Below are 18,035 nucleotides of genomic sequence, written 5' to 3' on the forward strand. Positions count from 1 at the left end.
ATTTTTATCTTTTTTAATTATCTTTATTGAATACGCATATGCAGTTAAAAGTACCAACAGTTAACTCTAAGCTTAAAAAAAAGAACAACTTAGCATTACTAGAAAGCATTGATTTAGATTTTGTTCCTTATGCTTGTCATTACGATGAAGAAACCATACTAACAAAACAGGGAGAATTGTTAAAAATAATCAAGTTAGAAGATTATTCTTCTGTTGATAACTACAGCGACCTCAGAACTGAAATTAGAAAAAGCATATCAAAAAATATTAATAGCCTGTATTTTACCGTTTGGATTCATACCGTTAGAAAGCGCAATAAACTGAGCTTGAAATGGAATAAAACTGAAGACTTCTCTGACAACCTACATTCAACGTGGTTTAATAAACTAACTGATAGTAAATTACAGTATATAAATGAACTATACATTGTAATATTGTTTAGCGATTTTGGCAAGCATACTAATAATTCGTTTTTTTTCAATAGAATAAAGAATAAGCATAAGTTGTCTTTACAAGAAAGCCATCAGGAGTTGCAAAAGATAACTGACGTAATTCAAAATGATTTAGGACCTTTTGGAGCTAAAAAACTGAGTCTAAGGTTTAGTGAAGGTAAAATATATTCTGAAATGATAGAATTTCTCCACTATATTGTTACATTAACGCACAAAGATTATCCAATACATGAAAGGGACCTGTCGCAATATATTAGAAATTTTAAAATAGCTTTTGGTTTCAATACGTTTCAAACAATATTTGAAAATCAACAGAAATTTGGCTCTATTTTCAGCATAAAAGAATACCGGGAAATCTCTTTAGGTAATATAGATAGATGCTTGCAGCTTGAATCTGAATTTATCATTACAGAAATAATGATATTTACTAGTAATAACAAAGCAATAAAAGAATTTAAAAAACAAATCAACATGCTGCAAATTAGTGAGGATAATACCTTACTTAAAAGCTCAGGAATTGAAGAAATAATAGAGCTTGAAAAGACCTCTAGTATAGACTTCTGCCAACAGAAAATTATTTTTACAATATTTGCAGATGATAGGAATAAGTTAGCTGAAAGTATTAGTGATTTATCTTCTATAATGTCATTAGTTGGCTTCATGATGTTTAGAACTGATTTACATATGGAAAGTCATTTTTGGGCACAACTTCCAGGCAATTTTGCTTTTATTACGCAACCGAAAAATATCTTAACAAAATACGCTTGCAGCTTTGCTATGCTGCACGATTTTACGTCAGGTACATTAAAAGGAAGAAGGTGGAAAGAAGCGGTAATGATTTTTTTCTCAAAAAAAGGAAATCCTTACTTCTTTAATTTTCATGGAAAAAGAAATAATGGCCATACTACGATACTCGGAGCTCCAAATTCAGGCAGAACTTCACTCATTAATTTTCTATTATCAGAATCAAGAAAGTTTAACCCAAGAATTGTCATATTGGATAACACTGGAAAATCAATAATTTTTACTAAAGCAGTGAGTGGTAAATATTACATAATCGATCCAAAATATAAGGACAAAAGCCTAAAATTTAATCCACTAAACATTGAAGATAGTGCTTCCAATCGCAATATGTTGTTTGAACTGATCAGAAGAATGGTAGCCGATACGAGCTTGGTGGACGTAGAAGAAAAGATAAGAAAAATTGTGGATTCTATATTTGCTATACCCAAGGAATCACGTTCTATTTCACAAATTTCTGAGGTGCTCTTGCTCCTTGGGGGTAAGATAAGTAGATGGTGTGACGATGGTGACTTTGCTTACTTATTTCAAGATGGTAATGAATCAGATATTGACTGGGAAACAAAAATTATATCTCTCAACACCGCAAACCTTACAAAACAAAAGGAATGTATGTCCGTGATACTTTACTATTTTTTATATTCTTTTGAGGCAAAATGTGATGGCTCGCCTGCAATACTTGTTTTGGATGAAGCATGGGAGATAAGTAATATTTTTCCTACAGAGAAAGAGTTTGATAACTGGATGCAAAGAATGACGGAACTAAATGTTGTAGTAATCCTAAGTACTGAAAATTTAAATCTCGCATTTGCTAGCAAATTTACTCAATATTTAGATAAACATGTTGATACAAGAATCTTGATGCCGAACGTCAATGCAAATAGATTATACATGAAGGCATTTTCTCTATCGAAAGAGGAGCTGAATATAATTCTGCAGACGCCAACACAGGAAGGTTTATTTTTGATAAAACAGTACAAAGGATTGGTAACCTTAAATCTGGATTTGAAGGATATGCAAGAAATACATGTACTTTCAGCTAACAAAGAGACTATAAAGTATATGTATGAGGCAATAAAAGAAAAAGGAGAAGAAGTTAATGAGTGGTTACCGGTATTTTATGAGAAGTGTAAGGCTTAATTTCTTATTGATATTTTTTTTGATACTTGGTCTTTCGTATCAAGGATATGCTGATTGTCCAACATTTGTAGAAAGTAATACTTGGTGGGAAGCAATAGTTGGTGGAGATTGGGTAAAGGAAATTAAGGTGCAAGCAATAAAAGATCAAGGAGTTGATGGTTACTTTAATCCCAAAATTAGAGTATGTGCTTATGATGGACAAAGTTATTGTTATGACTTACAAAGTGGGGAATCCTGCCGCCAGATATATGGAACGCAAGGTACAGGAGCTGGAGTTTCTGCTGCAGCTTTTATTGATTGGGAAGGGGATAAAACAAAAGCTGGACGAGAAATTGCTCGGGGTCTTAAATGGGAATGGGCAGACGGTGTTACTGATGAGGAAAAAAGAAGATTCGCTAACTCTCCTAAAATATGTACTTGCAGTCAAAAAGGGGCTTGTATGTCAGGAATTTCTTCATGGGGTTCTAGAGTATTTTCGGGTGAGAATATTTTCCGTCCTGGGGAGATGGAAAAAGTCTGTGATACCTGCTACCAAACGGCAGTAAAATGTGCTCCTGTGCCACTTGCACCTAGCCCCCCTCCATTCTGTGAACAACTTGCGATGTCACCTCCACAAGTTAGAATTGTTCCTATAACAAATGAAGATAATGATTACTTCGATCCAAGAGTTGGGGTGATAATTAGCGGACTGGAGGAAAGAAAAGAGTTAGGTTTTCCACACGTTGTTTCAAATAATGAGAACATTCCAAATCACTCATATACTGTTACAGATAAGGATACTCACTATTACTTCAAAACCTATAGAAAAAAGGGCCAGCTCTGCGCTGAATACCATGGAACTCAAAGTATAGACAAAAAAAATCCACAGTTCGTCCGCTGTTTCCCTGCACCACCTGCTCCAGAGCCTGAAGTAGTAGAAATAGTACAAAGTAACACGTCTGGAAAGCAGAGTGATACGTTAAAGATAAGAATGAAGATGAGCGAGAGCACTTGTACTTATGAAGCACGTGGAACCTACAGTGATGGTTTATGTACTTTTAATGTTAATACCGCTGTAAATATTGGCCCCCTATCTTTAAAAGTAGTAAAACCAGCAATAGTAGCAAAAACAACTGATAGTAATATTGATAATATTATAGAAGGTATATTAGAAAGTAATCCGCAACAATTTAAAGTTTTGAAAGAATATGGCTATGTTCCTGATGTGCAAATTAAATGTTCTAAAGGCGGAAGTTTTTATAGTTTTAATGATTTTGAGAAAAAGTTAAAAGACAAATCTATTCAATGTGAATTTAATAACTCTGGGCAGCCGGAAATAGAAGTAAAGTATAAAGGAAATTCTAACAGTAAAATGCTTTGTCTTTCTGGATGGCAGCCAGAACCAGAGGAGTTTGTTCTTAAAAGAGAAAATAAAATAATACCACTAAAATTAATGGGAACAAGATATACTAAATACAATGCTGTTTACTCCAAGGAATCAAATCAGTTCTATTATCTTCCAAGCAAGGAAAATAAAAGAGCCGATCTCTTAAGCAGAGATCAGAGTGAGTTAGATAAAATAATATTCAATAAGCAAGGGTATGTTTTCTTTCCTGATGAAAATAAGCAAGAAAAGGGAAAATGCAGTTACTGCGTGAATTACGATAAAGACATAGATGAACAATTTACAAACAACAAAGTCAAAGTAGTATATAAGTTGATAGATACAGAGCATAAAGAAGGATGTGAGCAAGGCTATGATGGGTGCATCTGCTTTAATGGAAAATGCAGCCGTTCAACACAATATGTAGACAAAGAAAACACTCAACCTTTTTATACAAAGATTTCACAAGATGCAAATGGCGTTGTCACGCAACTAGAAGCACCAATAAAAGCAAACAGAACAGAGGTCTTTTACGCTGATAAATTGTGTAGGTTCGATTTAGAAGGTCTCAAAGAGAAGTTAAAAGAGATAATCGAGAAACAACTTGAAAAAAAGAAACAAGAGCTGGAAAAAAAGAGCGAAGAATCCTATAAGCATGAAGATGGAAATGTTTATACAGATAACTTATCAATAATGTTTGACCGTGTTGAAATAGAAGCGTGGGGAAGTGGTGAAGCAGGTCATATAGTTGATATAGCAAAGTCCAAAGAAAGCAGATCAGGAATGCCAGGAGATTATATTAAAGCTAAACTGAAAATTGATCCTGATTATCCTATAATTAATGTGCAAGTCACAGAGGGAGGAGGTAACCAGACAGATGAATTATCACAGAAAGACGGGGGACCTGTTTTTATAAAAATGTGTCGTTCAGACAAACAAGATTGCAAGCCATTAATCACTGTTGCAGGTGGAGGTATGTATAGAACATATGGTCCTAAACGTACAAGTTATCGAGACACAATAATTCATGAACCGAGTTTAATATTAGAAGAAAGGATCATAGCAGCAGATGCATTGAAGTCTACTGAAGATAATAAAGTAGCATATATAAAAAATGGTAAAATCAAGTATGAAACAGTAGAGTGTAGACAGGGTTTTAGAAGCAGTAGATCTGGTGCAGGTGGCTGCATTGATCAAAGCAAAGGAATTTATGGTAAAGGCTCTCTAGGGTATGTGAAGATTAGACCTATTATAAAAGGATTTAACGTAAAAGAAATAGATGATACTATTGAAAAAGTGACAAGAGATCTATATGACCTTGAAGCTATGACTGATTTTTCGACGAAGGACCTTAACGTAAATATAAGAGAGACAATTGAAGAGGAAGTCAAAAAAGAATTGTTAAGGTAAAAAGATATAACTCTGGAAATGATGCTCTTGTTTTAATAATTAATTAAAGTAAAGTGTGTAGTAAATGGTGTGATTGCTGTATCTTAACAAAAAGGTATAACGAATGTAAGGAGGGTACTTTATGTCTCTAAAGAATAAAATTTCTGAGTTAATAGAACAACAATTTAGCGTTAAGTACCATGACAATTATTTGGCTTACGCTATACATAAGTAGGCTGCAAGCGAAATATCTGACTCTATTGCTCTTTGTATAACTGGCGGTGGTGATTGCAAGATTGGATATCAAGATGTTGCAAATTCATTCAACATAACAAAAGAAGAAATTGATCAAGGTAATATTGCAAGCATAGAAAGTAAAATAAAAAGTGAAGCTGAAAAATCAGGTAGCGAGTTTTCTGAGTTGATTTCTAGAGTGGATCAATCGCTAAGAGAACAAAGTGAAAAGTCTATTGTACAAATTTTAGATTCATCCGCTGAGGAGATGTTAAGGAGTTTCTGTGATAGCCCTGTACAGTCTCCAGAGCCTCAAGAACCCTCTGCTTCATCTGAAGAGCATGCTACAGAAGGCCCAGAAACTAGTGTTAATTCAGATCTTTTGTCAACCTAATCAACCCCATATATATGTTTTTTTTGTACCCATGCTTTGCGTTTTGGGGTGGAAAGAAAGCACCATTCTTCGTTGCATTTTTCTATCTTCATCACAACAAACTTGTCTATTTTCATAGTAATCTTGCTGTCTACACTCTGTTTTTGATATCCATAAGTATCTTCTTTTACAATCGCGTAGCGCTTATCACTAAGAAGATTGCCTTTTATCCATCCGCAGTCTTCATCTATATCGCAGACCTTTTTCCAACTCTCAAACTCTTCTATCACTTTCAGGGGCAGATTTTTGCAAGTGTATATCCATTTTACAGGATAGTGAAACCCTGGCCCCGTTCTCATGTTGATCTTATTTGATTTGGTTGAAACAAAGTTGTTAGCAAACAAGCTATGGCTAAATAATAAAAACAATAGGATAATAGTACTGAACCAAGATCCCAGTGTCACGCACTGGGATAACGTGAGGGATAGTGTAACAGACTTATTCATCATAATTCACGATTAGGTTGACATAAGATAAAGAGTAAATTAAAAATTGAATAGATCTTTAAATGCAAAATCAATGCCTATAGAAATATTAATGCCTGCTCTTTCACCAACAATGAGCAAAGCTGGAGGAAAAATTGTAAAGTGGCATAAAAAAGAACAAGACAAAGTTGAAGTAGGCGACGTAATTGCTGAGATAGAGACTGATAAAGCCATAATGGAGTTTGAATCTATAGATGAAGGAGTTTTAGCAAAAATTTTAGTAATAGAAGGAACAAGTGGCGTGCCTGTAAATCAACCAATAGCTTTAATGCTGGAAGAAGGAGAAGATGAAAGTGCACTTAACAACTATACTTCAACTTCCATCAATAGTGCAGTTAAAAAGGAAGTGACAAAAAGTGCTGTTGATAATCAAAAATCAGAACACCAAGATTTAAACGGAAAGCCAATAAGTCATTCTTCGGTGTCATTCCAGCGCGTGACGCTGGAATCCAACCCCTCAATGTCATCCCAGTGCTTGACACTGGGATCTAGAAAAGAAGAATGGATCCCAGTGTCAGCTACTCAGATGACAGAGGGTTATGCAGAAGGTAGAACAAAAATAAGCCCATTAGCTAAGAAAATAGCTCAAAATGAAGGGGTTAATGTGCAGCAATTAAAAGGTACAGGACCATACGGTCGCATAATTAAGGCTGATGTGTTGGAGTTTTTAAGCAGTAGTATACGCACTGAAAGTCCTGAGATAGTTGAAGTAAGCAACATGCGCCAAGTGATAGCACAGCGCCTAACTGAATCAAAACAGAATGTTCCACATTTTTATTTAACTGTAGACTGCCAGGTTGATAAGTTAATATCGTTAAAAAACGAGATTAACTCAGCAGATGAAAACAATAAAGTAACAATTAATGACTTAATTATCAAAGCTGTGGCTTTTAGCATGAAAAAATTTCCTGATATAAATTCTTCGTGGATAGATAATAAAATACTGAGATATTCAAATATAGATATTTCAATCGCTGTGGCACTTGAAGATGGGCTAATTACTCCTATAGTAAAAAATGCTGATAAAAAGGGTATTTTATCTATATCAAAAGAAGTGAAAGATTTAGTAAGCAGAGCAAGATCTGGAAAATTGAAACCTGAAGAGTTTCAAGGAGGAGGGTTTACTATCTCCAACTTAGGGATGTTTGGTATAAAAGCCTTCAGTGCTATAATCAATCCGCCGCAATCTTGCATTATGGCAGTTGGTGCATCTAAAAAACAACCAATTGTTATGAATGAGAAAATAGAAATAGTAGAAATAATGACAGTAACGCTCTCTGTTGACCATAGAGCAGTTGATGGGGCACTCGGAGCAAAGTTTTTAAATGCCTTTAAGCATTATATAGAGAATCCTCTGGTGATGCTTATTGAAACTGCGGTAATCTATTAGCATTGTTATTACAAAATTAATACCTCTAAGTTTATACTTTTATTAGTTAATAGGTTTAGAGGTAAAAAATGAATACTACAGTAGAAAAAAATAATCCAAAAATTTTTCCTCAAAATGAAGGAAAGATTAACTCAAAAGGCATGGTTGCCCCACCTGTTCCTACGAAATCTTCCCAAGCTAAATTTGCTGGAATAAAAGCAATTTTTGAGCGAAATGTACCTCATTCTCAAGCAAATGATAGTAATAAAACAGTGAGTAGCAATCTTGGAAGAACATTTGGCCCAACAATGCAAAAACTCATGGAAGACAACATTCATAGCACTCCTAACAAACAACGCCGCAATTCAGGGGATAGTGGTATCAGTGATATTAGTAGCAGCACTTCTGATGATGAGGATAGAACAATAAAAGATAAAATGATGGAAAATGTTAAGCAGGATAACCATCAAAAAAGCTTTGATTTACATAAAGTACAAGCAACTGATGAATTAGAAACCGTAAAATTTCTCAAAACGCTAAGCAAGAAAGAAAGAGAAAAACTTGGTTTTTCTCCTAAACAGCAAAATAACCAAAAGGTTGAGACTAGCAAAAAAACTTATAATCCACTTGATTGGAATCCAATCTATCAAGGTAAAAAGCTCTTTAGCTTAGGCAATATGTCGAGTAATTCGTCTTCATGTAGTGAAAAAAGCAATATTTCAGATGTAAGCGATAAGTCTAATAATTCAAACATTGTTAGATGTAATATTACTAGGAGTAACAGTAAGGAAGACCTTCGTAAACCTGATGCTTCACATAATGACAAATCTGCAGGTAAAAAATTATCTAATGTCAATGTAAGCGAATTAATCAGAAAGTTTGAACAAGGTAATGACATAGTAAAAGGGCGTTAATCAAATGTTACCCTACCTTTGTATATGTGAAGGTAGGGTATCTTTTCAAAATAATATATCCTTTATAGCTTTGTTAATTTTTGACTCCCTCTCTGCAAAAGCAGTTTCTAGAGAGGTTTTAAGTTTTTCCCATTCTTCTTGACCATTTAGAACTAAAGATTTATATTCATTTTCAATTTTTTCCAAGGATCTTTGACATGAGGAATCTAGTTCCTCATATATATCAATATTTATTGATTGCAGTATTACCAAAAATGCAAACAAATTCGGATCAGGTAATTCTTCTCTTGTGTGATTCAGAAGACACAGCTTTATTTTTTTTACGCAGTATTCTATTGTTTTTAAAGATAGTGACAGGCTTTCTGCATAAAATATAAAACTATCTACAATCAAATTTTTTGACTTTTTTGGTAATTTAATATTTTCAAATAGTTCTTTTGTAAATTTTTCTATCGGTTGTTTTGGCAAATGTAAAGAGAGATCAGTAAAAGATTTTAGGTCAAAATTTGGTCCAAGTATTGTGCTGATTGCTCTTTGTACATTACTCTTATCTTTACTTACAGAAATAATGAAAACCAGCCCCTCCACATCAAGCATATACTTTATAGATTCCAAAAAATCGACAACGAATTTAGGACGGCACACATCAAGATTATCCACCATTATATAAATGTTTTTGCCTTTTCTGATTTTATTAACCACATCCGCTAACTGTATTTTGAAATCTCTAGTACTCTCTTTTCTTCTTTGGAGAAGACTTAATTCACTCAAGACAAAACCTATGTCTTTTTTATCAGCCTCTTTTGCAGCATCAAGAAATACTGAAAGCATAGCAAGTGGAGATTTACTGATCAGCTTTCCTAGTGTGTTTAGAGAAAATAGCTCTTGGTTTATGTTCTTGAACTGTTGTATAACGCTTCTTTTTACTTCATACGATGCAAATAAATCTTCAAATAGAAAATTTAAAAAAGAAGGAAGTGGTTGGTCCAATGCATTGATATCCCATGCACTATAATAAGCTACAATTTCATTTTGCTGTTTTAACTCTTTTACCCATTCTTTCAAAAAAAACGTCTTGCCCCATCCATCATATCCTTCTAAAGATATTATTGTAAAAGACTGATCAATTGTTTTAATTATAGTGTTGAATTTACCTGAAAATTGCTTATAGTTTAGGCGGTCATTTTCCCAAGCCACCACTTTAAGTGGTGGCACTATTTTTTTCTTTTTGAATGTTATTAGCGATATAAGTTTTTTTAAGCACATGTCTTATTTTATATTTAACTCATATTCTTGTCTTGAAGTAAGTGCTATCCTCAGCGTTCCTTCATCAAGATAGTCAATTTCTCCGCCCATTGGTATGCCGCAAGCAAGGCGTGATATTTTCACATCCAAATTTTTTAGCAATTCAATTATATATTGTGCAGTAACTTGGCCCTCTAATGTCGGATTAATTGCGATAATTATCTCTTCAATTTTAGACTCTGTCACTTTTTTCAGAATAGTGTCAAGGTTGAGTTCTTTTGGACCTATGCCATTTATTGCAGACAATCTGCCACCCAAAACATGGTATAAACCTGAATATATATTTCCTTTTTCAAACGCCCATAGATCACCTAATTCTTCTACTACACACAGTAACTTAGTGTCACGTTTTGGGTTAGTACAAATAGAACAAGGTGACTTAGTATCTAGATTTCCGCAAACTTCACACTCTATTATAAGATCTGCTAGCTCTTTAATCAAAGATGTAAGTGGTAGCATAACTTTTTCTTTGTTTTGGAGTAAATGTATAACTAACCTGCGTGATGATGATGGCCCTAAACTTGGCAATTTAGAGAAAGCATGAACTAGATTTTTTATGTTAATGTTCATCCAATAAATTCAGAATAGGTAGTCAAATGGTAACATCAAACCCTTTGTAAAGAAAGTGGTAAGTTTCTCTTTATCCACTTTGATTAGCTATAGAAAAAATTTTTTACTCTAACGCAAAAAATTACTTCCGCACACTTAAAGCCTGATTATAATAGACTTCTTGCATAACCCAAACTAAGTAGAAAAAGGTATCATCCTAGTAGCTCTCCTTTGTCATCCCAGTGCCCAGACACTGGGATCCAGGAATTTTAATTGTAAGTAAGCATACTGGGTTGATAAGTATAAAAGTAGCTAGAAAATAAACATTTTTGATGAGATTATATGGAAAACTGGATGCCAGTGTCAAGCACTGGCATGACACCCTTCACGGACTTTTAAATTACTTTAGCTATAAATATTAAGAAATTTACCGAATAAAAAAAAGGCAAAAGAAGCCCTGGGGTTATTATCCGCTTTAAAATATTGGCGTTTTTTATGTTTTAAACGCTTGACAAGCAAGATTTAGCTGCTTTTAATTGCAACTAACCTACGCTGCAAATGTTTAAGAAATTTACTAAGCAGAAAAAAAGACAAAGAATCCCCGAGTTAGCTAGTCTTTTACTATCTCTGTCGAGTATTGGCATTTTTTGATGTCTTGTAACGCTTTATAAGCGCGTTCAGCTTATTTAGATAAAAATCTAGATGTAGACGAAGTTTTGTAAAGACATACAGTATCTATATACTGCAAAAAATTGAACATAAGACGCCGATACATTAAGTAATCCTTACCTTTTAATCTGCAGATTGGCGAAAGCAAATACAATAGCTTCAGTTTCACGATAAGGGGGCTGGCAAAGGGTGTCAAGTAAGTTTTTTCGTTTCTATGTTGTCAGCTACTTGGATGACGCCAATCTGAGTTAACTACACCAACTCACATTCAGCAAAAAAGAAAGCTATCTCCTTACGAGCATTTTCTAGACTATCCGAGCCGTGGACTCTATTTTCACTAATATCATCAGCAAAATCACCCCTGATTGTGCCTTTATCTGCCTGTTTTGGATTGGTAGCTCCCATGATTTGTCTGTATTTACTTACTGCATTTTCACCAACTAAAACTTGAACTACCACAGAACCAGAGGTCATAAACTCTACTAATTCCCCAAAAAAAGGCCTATCTTTATGAATTTCATAAAACAGCTCTGCTTGTTTTTTTGTTAGTAACATCATTTTTTGTGCTGTGATTTTCAGCCCAGATTGTTCGATGTAGGAATTTATATTGCCTGTAATATTATTTTTTACTGCATCAGGTTTTAATATCGAAAGTGTCTTCTCAATTGCCATATTATTTCCTTATATAAAATTGTATATTTATGGATTCATTTTATTGCAAATTTTGATTTGATAAAAGTAGTTTTTTATTTATAGTTAAGAATAAACCATCAAGGAGGTATTGTGTGGGTGAATGTTGTAAAAATAACACTACTAAACAAGCTGAATCTACTACTAAAAAATTAGTAAGTAACTTTAAGTCATCACTTTTTTGTGGAACAAAAGGATTTTTAACTTTTAATTTGGCCTTTTTAAGTTATTTGGAATATAGCATATATAAATGCACTTCATCTGCTCATGTACAACAAAAGGAAAATATTGAAAGATGTAACAACATACAGGCTTCCAAGCTTGCACTTGCTGAGGATACAGATGGCAATTTTGCTACACAAGAAATAGAGCAAAAAGAAAAAAACTTTAACCAGCAACACAAATTTTTAAGAGATACTGCTGCCTTTGCAATGAAAAGGAATACTATTCCATTGCTTGAAATGGCTATCATAGTGCCATTTGTTTGTTTTGCGCTGCCAGCTATGCTAGGCAGTATGAGCCTCATGCAATGCGCACTTTTATGTGCTTCCTTAATGATTGCCACATGTTTTATTGTCAGAACTTTTCATCTGCGTGAGAAGTTAATGGAAAAAATCACTAACCATAGTAGAAAAGAAATAGACGCGGAATTTAAGAAAGATACTATAAAATTTCCTATCTTTGATCAAAATAGAAAACACACCGAGTATAATTCGCCTAACTCAGGGCAACTACTGGATGAAACAAGTAGCACCTCTCTTTTCGTTAAAGTTTTACTTTTTCCCCTCAAGGTTCTTCTGAATGTCCTGCAAAGTTGTATAATGCTATCTTTAGCTGCTGTTGAACTTCTTGAAACGGTATCAAGTCTTCTTGTCGATACATTTTTCGATTGGAACTTCACATCCACCAAGAGTAACCTGAAGAGATCAGGCCACTTATTGTATGCCAGTGTAAGAAATTTAGTGCCTATAACTAAATTTGATGAGTGTGTAGCTAATTTTATAGGCACCCCAGAAGTAACTTGTTGTAGTAGTGCGTAGGTGAAAAAGGCAGTTATCTTATTTAATCTTGGCGGGCCTGATTCACTAAATGCGGTCCGTCCTTTTTTATTCAACCTTTTTTATGACAGGAGAATAATCAATCTACCGAATCCCTTTCGGTTTCTTTTAGCAAAGTTTATATCTGCGAAACGAGAAAATACTGCACGAAAAATATACGAGGAAATTGGAGGTAAATCGCCAATTCTAGAGAATACAAAAATGCAAGCTAATGCTTTAGAACTAAAATTAAACGAAAATAGAAACCATGTACACAAGGTATTCATCTGCATGCGCTATTGGCGTCCATTTGCTGACGAAGTTATTGAAAGTGTAAAACAGTTTGATCCTGACGAAGTAATTCTGCTGCCACTGTATCCACAATATTCAACTACCACAACTCTGTCATCCATCGAGAATTGGCAAAAAAATGCTAAACGGTATGGCCTAAAATGCAATACAAAAATGATTCACCGTTATTATGATAACCAAGATTTTATTGAAGCTCACACTAATCTGATAGCTAAGTACTATAAATTGGCTAGAAAAATCGGTAAACCAAGAGTCCTATTTTCAGCCCATAGCTTACCTCTTAGTATCATTAAAAAGGGCGACCCTTACGCTTCACAGGTAGAAAGAAGCGTAGAGTTAATAGTAGAAAAGTTAGCTATCAATAACTTAGATTGGTCAATATGTTATCAGAGTAAGATTGGTCCTGTAAAATGGCTAGAGCCAAGCACTGAAAGTGAGCTATTACGCGCAAAAGCTGATGGTGTACCTGTAGTTCTATCACCTATATCTTTTGTTTCTGAGCATTCAGAAACTCTAGTTGAACTTGATATAGAATATAAAGCAATTATCAAGGATGGATATTACTTTCGTGTGCCAACTCTCAGTACCGATCCCTTGTTTATAAAATGCTTAGCCGATTTGTGCATAAATCTCCCTTAAAGTCCTGATTCATAGGGCTTTTCTTTTAGGATTTTATGTGATAGAGTAACAGGAAGTTATTAACTATTTCATGCCAAACAAGCTAAAAAAGAAATCTAACATACTCGCACAAAGGGTGCATGATATTTATGATCATGATTTCAGGAAGGTAATCTGCATCACAACAGGTTTAACAGCCCTATTGTGTAAGATTTCACTGCAATTTTGCTGCGAGTTCATTGACAATAATAGATCCAATATCCTTCTTATACGGAATGTTGCTCGACTAGTAAAGTTTCCGACATCTATTCTATACATTGCCCATTCTGCATTTACTCTACAGGATCTAATTAAGGATTACAGAAACCCTGAGAGTAAAAAAAAGCTGGCAAAAATTGTGGGTAAATCGGCTAATCTTGCAAGCAGCACCATAGAAGCGCTAATGATGTTGAAAATCATCCATTTTTGCACTGGAAGCAATACAGACATAATAAGTTATATTAACTTAACCTCAACGATCCTATTTTTGTTCATTTCAGAACCTATAAGCTATTATTATACATGCAAGAAATATCCGGATAATAAGGATCCTGAAAAGTCTGCTGAGTGTAAGAAGGACCTTATTATTAGCACATTAACTTTGTCGTTAGGTTTATTAAACTTCATATTAAGAAGGATAGGGACTCCAACTATACCAATAAACTTAGGTAATGGTATAATCTATAATTTCAACTTAAGCGTAACAGTCAGCATAATATATAGTGCAGTATTTCTTGCAGTTCAGCTTGACAAATTGTTTCAACAACCTGTCAATGATGATCCTTCCACTGAACTTGATGATGTTCATAATATAAACGGTCATTCTAATGACAGCACTGTAGAGGTATAGGAATTAGGGATGAAAAGATTTTATTTCTACTGCCAACGCTAGTACTGCTAATTTGCTAACAATACTCCAAAGTGATAGAATTTTACCTTCTACAACCTGGCTAACATCATGAAACTCACAGTCAGTGGCATTCAAGCTAGAATATACATCTTTTCTGCTATTACATCGGTATAAGTAACATGTTGGAGTATCTCCTATATAGTATATTAGCGGTTCTGCAGAACTGCTTTTAAACATGTCAATGGTTGGTACACCTTCTTGTATAATAACGCTATTGATTGCTATTCCTTCTTTTATCTTTTTCATTTTATGACGCTTTTTTTTATTGAGGTTTAATATTTCCTCTCCACTTGTTGCTGTTATAATGCCCATCCCATATGTGCCATTGCTTGCTTTGATAAAAACGTAAGGTTGTGTTTTTATTTCATATTCCTCATATTTTTTTTGCACTAGAGATAATATTTGGTCAACTTTAGTTGCTACTGCTCCTAGTGACAAATCATCATCAAAATCAACTCCATCACAGCTCTCTGTAAGCACAGAAATTAGCCATGGGTCTATTTTAAATTTGCCACAAAACTCAGATGCTAATTCTTGATAGATTTCAAAATACTTAAATTTCTGCCTGCTATGCCAACCGTATAGTGGGCTTGGTACTATATCTTGCTTTACGTCTTTCAGCGTGTCTGGAATGTGGCTCGTCATATCACGGTTCAGTATAATAACATCAGGCACAAATCCTGAAGTTGTCTTTAGCAGAGAGTTTTCTTTCACAACAGTTTCATACTGTTCTATTAAATTGTATACTTCATTATATAAAAGGCCAATTCTAGTCTCAAAACTTGCGAGTTGTAGTATTTTCTCTATAACAAATACGTTTTCTATATACATTTTATTGCGTGTATAATTTTCCGGTATTATAAGAACCTTTTTGTATTGATGTCTTTTAAAATAGCTTTTTATCAATCTTGCTGCCATCGTTCTTGATTCTTCACTTAAGTTATTGAACCCCGCAGGAAATAAATTAGCGTCTACTGGAACGATTTTATAGCCAGAGTTTCTAAGATCTATAGAGCTATAAAATGGCGATGTAAGGCCATTAAATTTCGCTTCGAACCAATTATTTATACTTTTTTCCGAATCTGGGTGAACTATGTTTTGCATCTGCACTTTAAATGTTATAAGGAAGGTATTATATTATAAGCTATAGTTGAACATATTTAGTAAATTTGACTAAAGATTAAAGTATAATGAGATTCTTATTTAAAGTGATAGAAAAATGATTCAACACGATAACAATAAAATGTATGGCACTACTATCTTATCAATTAGAAAAGATAAAAGTGTAGTAGTAATAGGTGACGGACAAGTTTCACTGGGCCACACTGTTATAAAATCTGGAGCAAAAAAAGTTAGGCGTCTTTCTGGTGATTCCGTAATTGCTGGATTTGCCGGGGCAACAGCCGACGCATTTACTCTTTTTGAAAGATTAGAATCTAAACTTGACAAGCACCCAGGGCAATTAATGAGAGCATGTGTTGAACTTGCAAAAGACTGGAGAATGGATAAATATCTGAGGAAATTAGAAGCTATGATGATCGTTGCAGATAAATCTATTTCATTAGTAATTACGGGAACAGGTGATGTTCTTGAACCTGAAGATGGAGTCGCAGCTATTGGCTCTGGGGGAAATTTTGCTCTATCTGCAGCAAGAGCTTTAATTGACATTAAAGGAATATCAATAGAGGAAATTGCGAAAAAGGCTATGAAGATAGCTGGCGATATATGTGTTTATACAAATCATAATGTAGTTATTGAAAAGATAGAGGAGTGATATGTCTTCCAAGCAAAAAACTTTATGCACCAATTTTTCCAATCAGCCCATAACCCTTTCAGAAGGGCGGTCTTGTAGTAGTGACACCTACGATGAAAAAGATAACCTCTGTAAAGATACTAAGAGTGGTTTTGATTCAAATGACAGCGATGTTCAAGTTAATGACAGCACTCAAGTTTTGTTAGATGACCTGCCACCACAGAAGATAGTTAAAGAATTGGACAGATTCATAATCGGACAGGATGATGCAAAGCGTGCTGTTGCTATTGCGCTCAGAAATCGTTGGCGTCGCAATCAGGTTCCATTTCCATTGCGTGATGAAATCATACCTAAGAATATATTGATGATCGGTCATACAGGGGTTGGTAAAACTGAAATAGCTCGTCGCTTAGCAAAACTTGCCAGTGCACCGTTCATAAAAATTGAGGCAACGAAGTTTACTGAAATAGGGTACGTTGGACGTGACGTTGATTCGATAATACGCGATTTAGTTGATGCAGCAATAGTTTTAGTTAAAGAGAAAGCCCGTAAAGCCTTAGCTAAAAAGGCTTTAATTTTAGCTGAGAAAACAATAGTAAACTCTATGGTAGGCGAAAATGCAACCAAAGAGAGTAAAAAAATTTTTAGAGAAAGGTTGAGGAATAAAGAGTTTGAGGACGGAGAAGTTTCTATTAACGTCAGAGAGAGCAAGAGTATGTTACCTACTTTCGATATACCAGGCATGCCAGGTGGGCAAGTTGGTGTGATGAATGTAACAGAAATAATGGGCAAGATGTTTAACAGGAGCAAAAAAACAAAAACTATTACGGTGAGGGTAAAAGAAGCGCGTGAAATATTAATTAATGAAGAAAGAGAAAGGCTAATGGATGAAGATAAGATAATCAAAGAAGCCATTGATCTTGTTAGTAATGACGGTATAGTATTTTTGGATGAAATAGACAAAATTGCAGCGCGTACAGAAGTAAAAGGTGAAGTAAACAGAGAAGGAGTGCAACGCGATCTGTTACCATTACTTGAAGGAACAACTGTTACAACTAAGTATGGCCATGTAAAAACAGACTATATATTATTTATTGCATCTGGTGCTTTTCATCAGTCTAAACCATCTGACCTCTTACCGGAATTGCAGGGCAGATTACCGATCAGGGTAGAACTTAAGGCACTTACTCAAGAGGATTTAATAAGAATATTAAAGGAACCAGAATCTAGTTTGTTAAAGCAGTACATAGCTTTAATGAAAACAGAAAATGTGACACTTGAGTTCACTGATGATGGTATAAAAACCATAGCTGAAATAGCGTTTACAGTTAATAGGCAAGTGGAAAATATAGGCGCAAGAAGGCTTCACACTGTCATGGAGAAGCTTTTAGATGAAATAAGTTTCATTGCTTCTGAGAAAAATAGCGAAAAATTCATTATAGACAGCAAGTATGTAAAAGATAAACTTGAGTCAATTTCGAAGCAGCTTGATTTATCTAAGTTTATACTTTAGGAAAAACGAAAAGCCTACTTTAAGTAGTATAGAGAGTGTTCAGAAGATTAGCCAGTAGAC

The 18,035-nt window shown here is 34.5% G+C and carries 15 protein-coding genes; 10 read left to right on the forward strand and 5 right to left on the reverse strand.

What is annotated here, in order from left to right; all coding sequences use genetic code 11:
* Nucleotides 1–38: 38 nt before the first annotated feature.
* From ACEL90_RS01655 to ACEL90_RS01665, 3 genes are all read left to right on the forward strand, one after another.
* Complete coding sequence (locus ACEL90_RS01655) at nt 39–2,393, forward strand: type VI secretion protein (RefSeq protein WP_423349110.1); 2,355 nt, start codon at nt 39–41, stop codon at nt 2,391–2,393.
* The gene (locus ACEL90_RS01660) at nt 2,374–5,166 is read left to right on the forward strand and encodes a hypothetical protein (protein WP_423349111.1); all 2,793 of its coding nucleotides are present in this window, start codon (nt 2,374–2,376) and stop codon (nt 5,164–5,166) included. Before ACEL90_RS01655 ends, ACEL90_RS01660 begins: the two co-directional genes overlap by 20 nt.
* 274 nt (nt 5,167–5,440) lie before the next feature.
* Complete coding sequence (locus ACEL90_RS01665; protein WP_423349277.1) at nt 5,441–5,773, forward strand: hypothetical protein; 333 nt, start codon at nt 5,441–5,443, stop codon at nt 5,771–5,773.
* On the opposite strand, the gene ACEL90_RS01670 is transcribed toward ACEL90_RS01665, so the two are convergent.
* Nucleotides 5,770–6,261: an SH3 domain-containing protein gene (locus tag ACEL90_RS01670; RefSeq protein ID WP_007551030.1), complete on the reverse strand. Its 492-nt coding sequence runs from the start codon at nt 6,259–6,261 to the stop codon at nt 5,770–5,772. The two genes, ACEL90_RS01665 and ACEL90_RS01670, sit on opposite strands and share 4 nt — an antisense overlap.
* A 70-nt stretch (nt 6,262–6,331) precedes the next feature.
* Between ACEL90_RS01670 and ACEL90_RS01675 the strand changes: the two genes are divergently transcribed.
* Nucleotides 6,332–7,687: a dihydrolipoamide acetyltransferase family protein gene (locus ACEL90_RS01675; protein ID WP_423349278.1), complete on the forward strand. Its 1,356-nt coding sequence runs from the start codon at nt 6,332–6,334 to the stop codon at nt 7,685–7,687.
* Between the two features lie 68 nt (nt 7,688–7,755).
* The gene (locus tag ACEL90_RS01680; RefSeq protein ID WP_423349112.1) at nt 7,756–8,580 is read left to right on the forward strand and encodes a hypothetical protein; all 825 of its coding nucleotides are present in this window, start codon (nt 7,756–7,758) and stop codon (nt 8,578–8,580) included.
* Nucleotides 8,581–8,625: 45 nt separating this feature from the next.
* Here the strand turns inward: ACEL90_RS01680 and ACEL90_RS01685 are convergent, their stop codons facing one another.
* The 3 genes from ACEL90_RS01685 to ndk all read right to left on the reverse strand — a co-directional run bounded on the left by ACEL90_RS01685 (nt 8,626) and on the right by ndk (nt 11,775).
* Nucleotides 8,626–9,846, reverse strand: a complete 1,221-nt coding sequence (locus ACEL90_RS01685; protein WP_423349113.1) for a KAP family P-loop NTPase fold protein — start codon at nt 9,844–9,846, stop codon at nt 8,626–8,628.
* Between the two features lie 3 nt (nt 9,847–9,849).
* Nucleotides 9,850–10,455 carry a recombination mediator RecR gene (gene recR, locus ACEL90_RS01690; protein ID WP_423349114.1) on the reverse strand — a complete coding sequence of 202 codons (606 nt, stop codon included), beginning with the start codon at nt 10,453–10,455 and terminating at the stop codon, nt 9,850–9,852.
* Nucleotides 10,456–11,355: 900 nt separating this feature from the next.
* Nucleotides 11,356–11,775 carry a nucleoside-diphosphate kinase gene (gene ndk / locus ACEL90_RS01695; RefSeq protein WP_182309846.1) on the reverse strand — a complete coding sequence of 140 codons (420 nt, stop codon included), beginning with the start codon at nt 11,773–11,775 and terminating at the stop codon, nt 11,356–11,358.
* 113 nt (nt 11,776–11,888) lie between these two features.
* On the opposite strand from ndk, the gene ACEL90_RS01700 reads away from it, so the two are divergent.
* The 3 genes from ACEL90_RS01700 to ACEL90_RS01710 all read left to right on the forward strand — a co-directional run bounded on the left by ACEL90_RS01700 (nt 11,889) and on the right by ACEL90_RS01710 (nt 14,649).
* Nucleotides 11,889–12,833 (forward strand): hypothetical protein, encoded by a 945-nt coding sequence (locus ACEL90_RS01700; protein WP_423349115.1) that lies wholly within the window; start codon nt 11,889–11,891, stop codon nt 12,831–12,833.
* Entirely contained in the window at nt 12,834–13,781 is a 948-nt protein-coding gene (gene hemH / locus ACEL90_RS01705; protein ID WP_007548918.1) for a ferrochelatase, read from the forward strand. It begins immediately after the preceding gene.
* A gap of 70 nt (nt 13,782–13,851) precedes the next feature.
* Complete coding sequence (locus ACEL90_RS01710; protein ID WP_423349116.1) at nt 13,852–14,649, forward strand: hypothetical protein; 798 nt, start codon at nt 13,852–13,854, stop codon at nt 14,647–14,649.
* Nucleotides 14,650–14,652: 3 nt separating this feature from the next.
* On the opposite strand, the gene gshA is transcribed toward ACEL90_RS01710, so the two are convergent.
* Nucleotides 14,653–15,813, reverse strand: a complete 1,161-nt coding sequence (gene gshA / locus ACEL90_RS01715; protein ID WP_423349117.1) for a glutamate--cysteine ligase — start codon at nt 15,811–15,813, stop codon at nt 14,653–14,655.
* 115 nt (nt 15,814–15,928) lie between these two features.
* Here gshA and hslV point away from each other — a divergent pair, with 115 nt between their 5' ends.
* Together hslV and hslU are read left to right on the forward strand one after the other, a co-directional pair.
* Entirely contained in the window at nt 15,929–16,483 is a 555-nt protein-coding gene (hslV, locus tag ACEL90_RS01720; protein WP_006280198.1) for an ATP-dependent protease subunit HslV, read from the forward strand.
* Nucleotide 16,484: 1 nt separating this feature from the next.
* Nucleotides 16,485–17,975 carry an ATP-dependent protease ATPase subunit HslU gene (hslU, locus tag ACEL90_RS01725; RefSeq protein WP_423349118.1) on the forward strand — a complete coding sequence of 497 codons (1,491 nt, stop codon included), beginning with the start codon at nt 16,485–16,487 and terminating at the stop codon, nt 17,973–17,975.
* The last annotated feature ends 60 nt before the right edge of the window (nt 17,976–18,035 follow it).

The organism is Wolbachia sp. wLmal (assembly GCF_049435495.1).
GTDB lineage: Bacteria > Pseudomonadota > Alphaproteobacteria > Rickettsiales > Anaplasmataceae > Wolbachia > Wolbachia pipientis.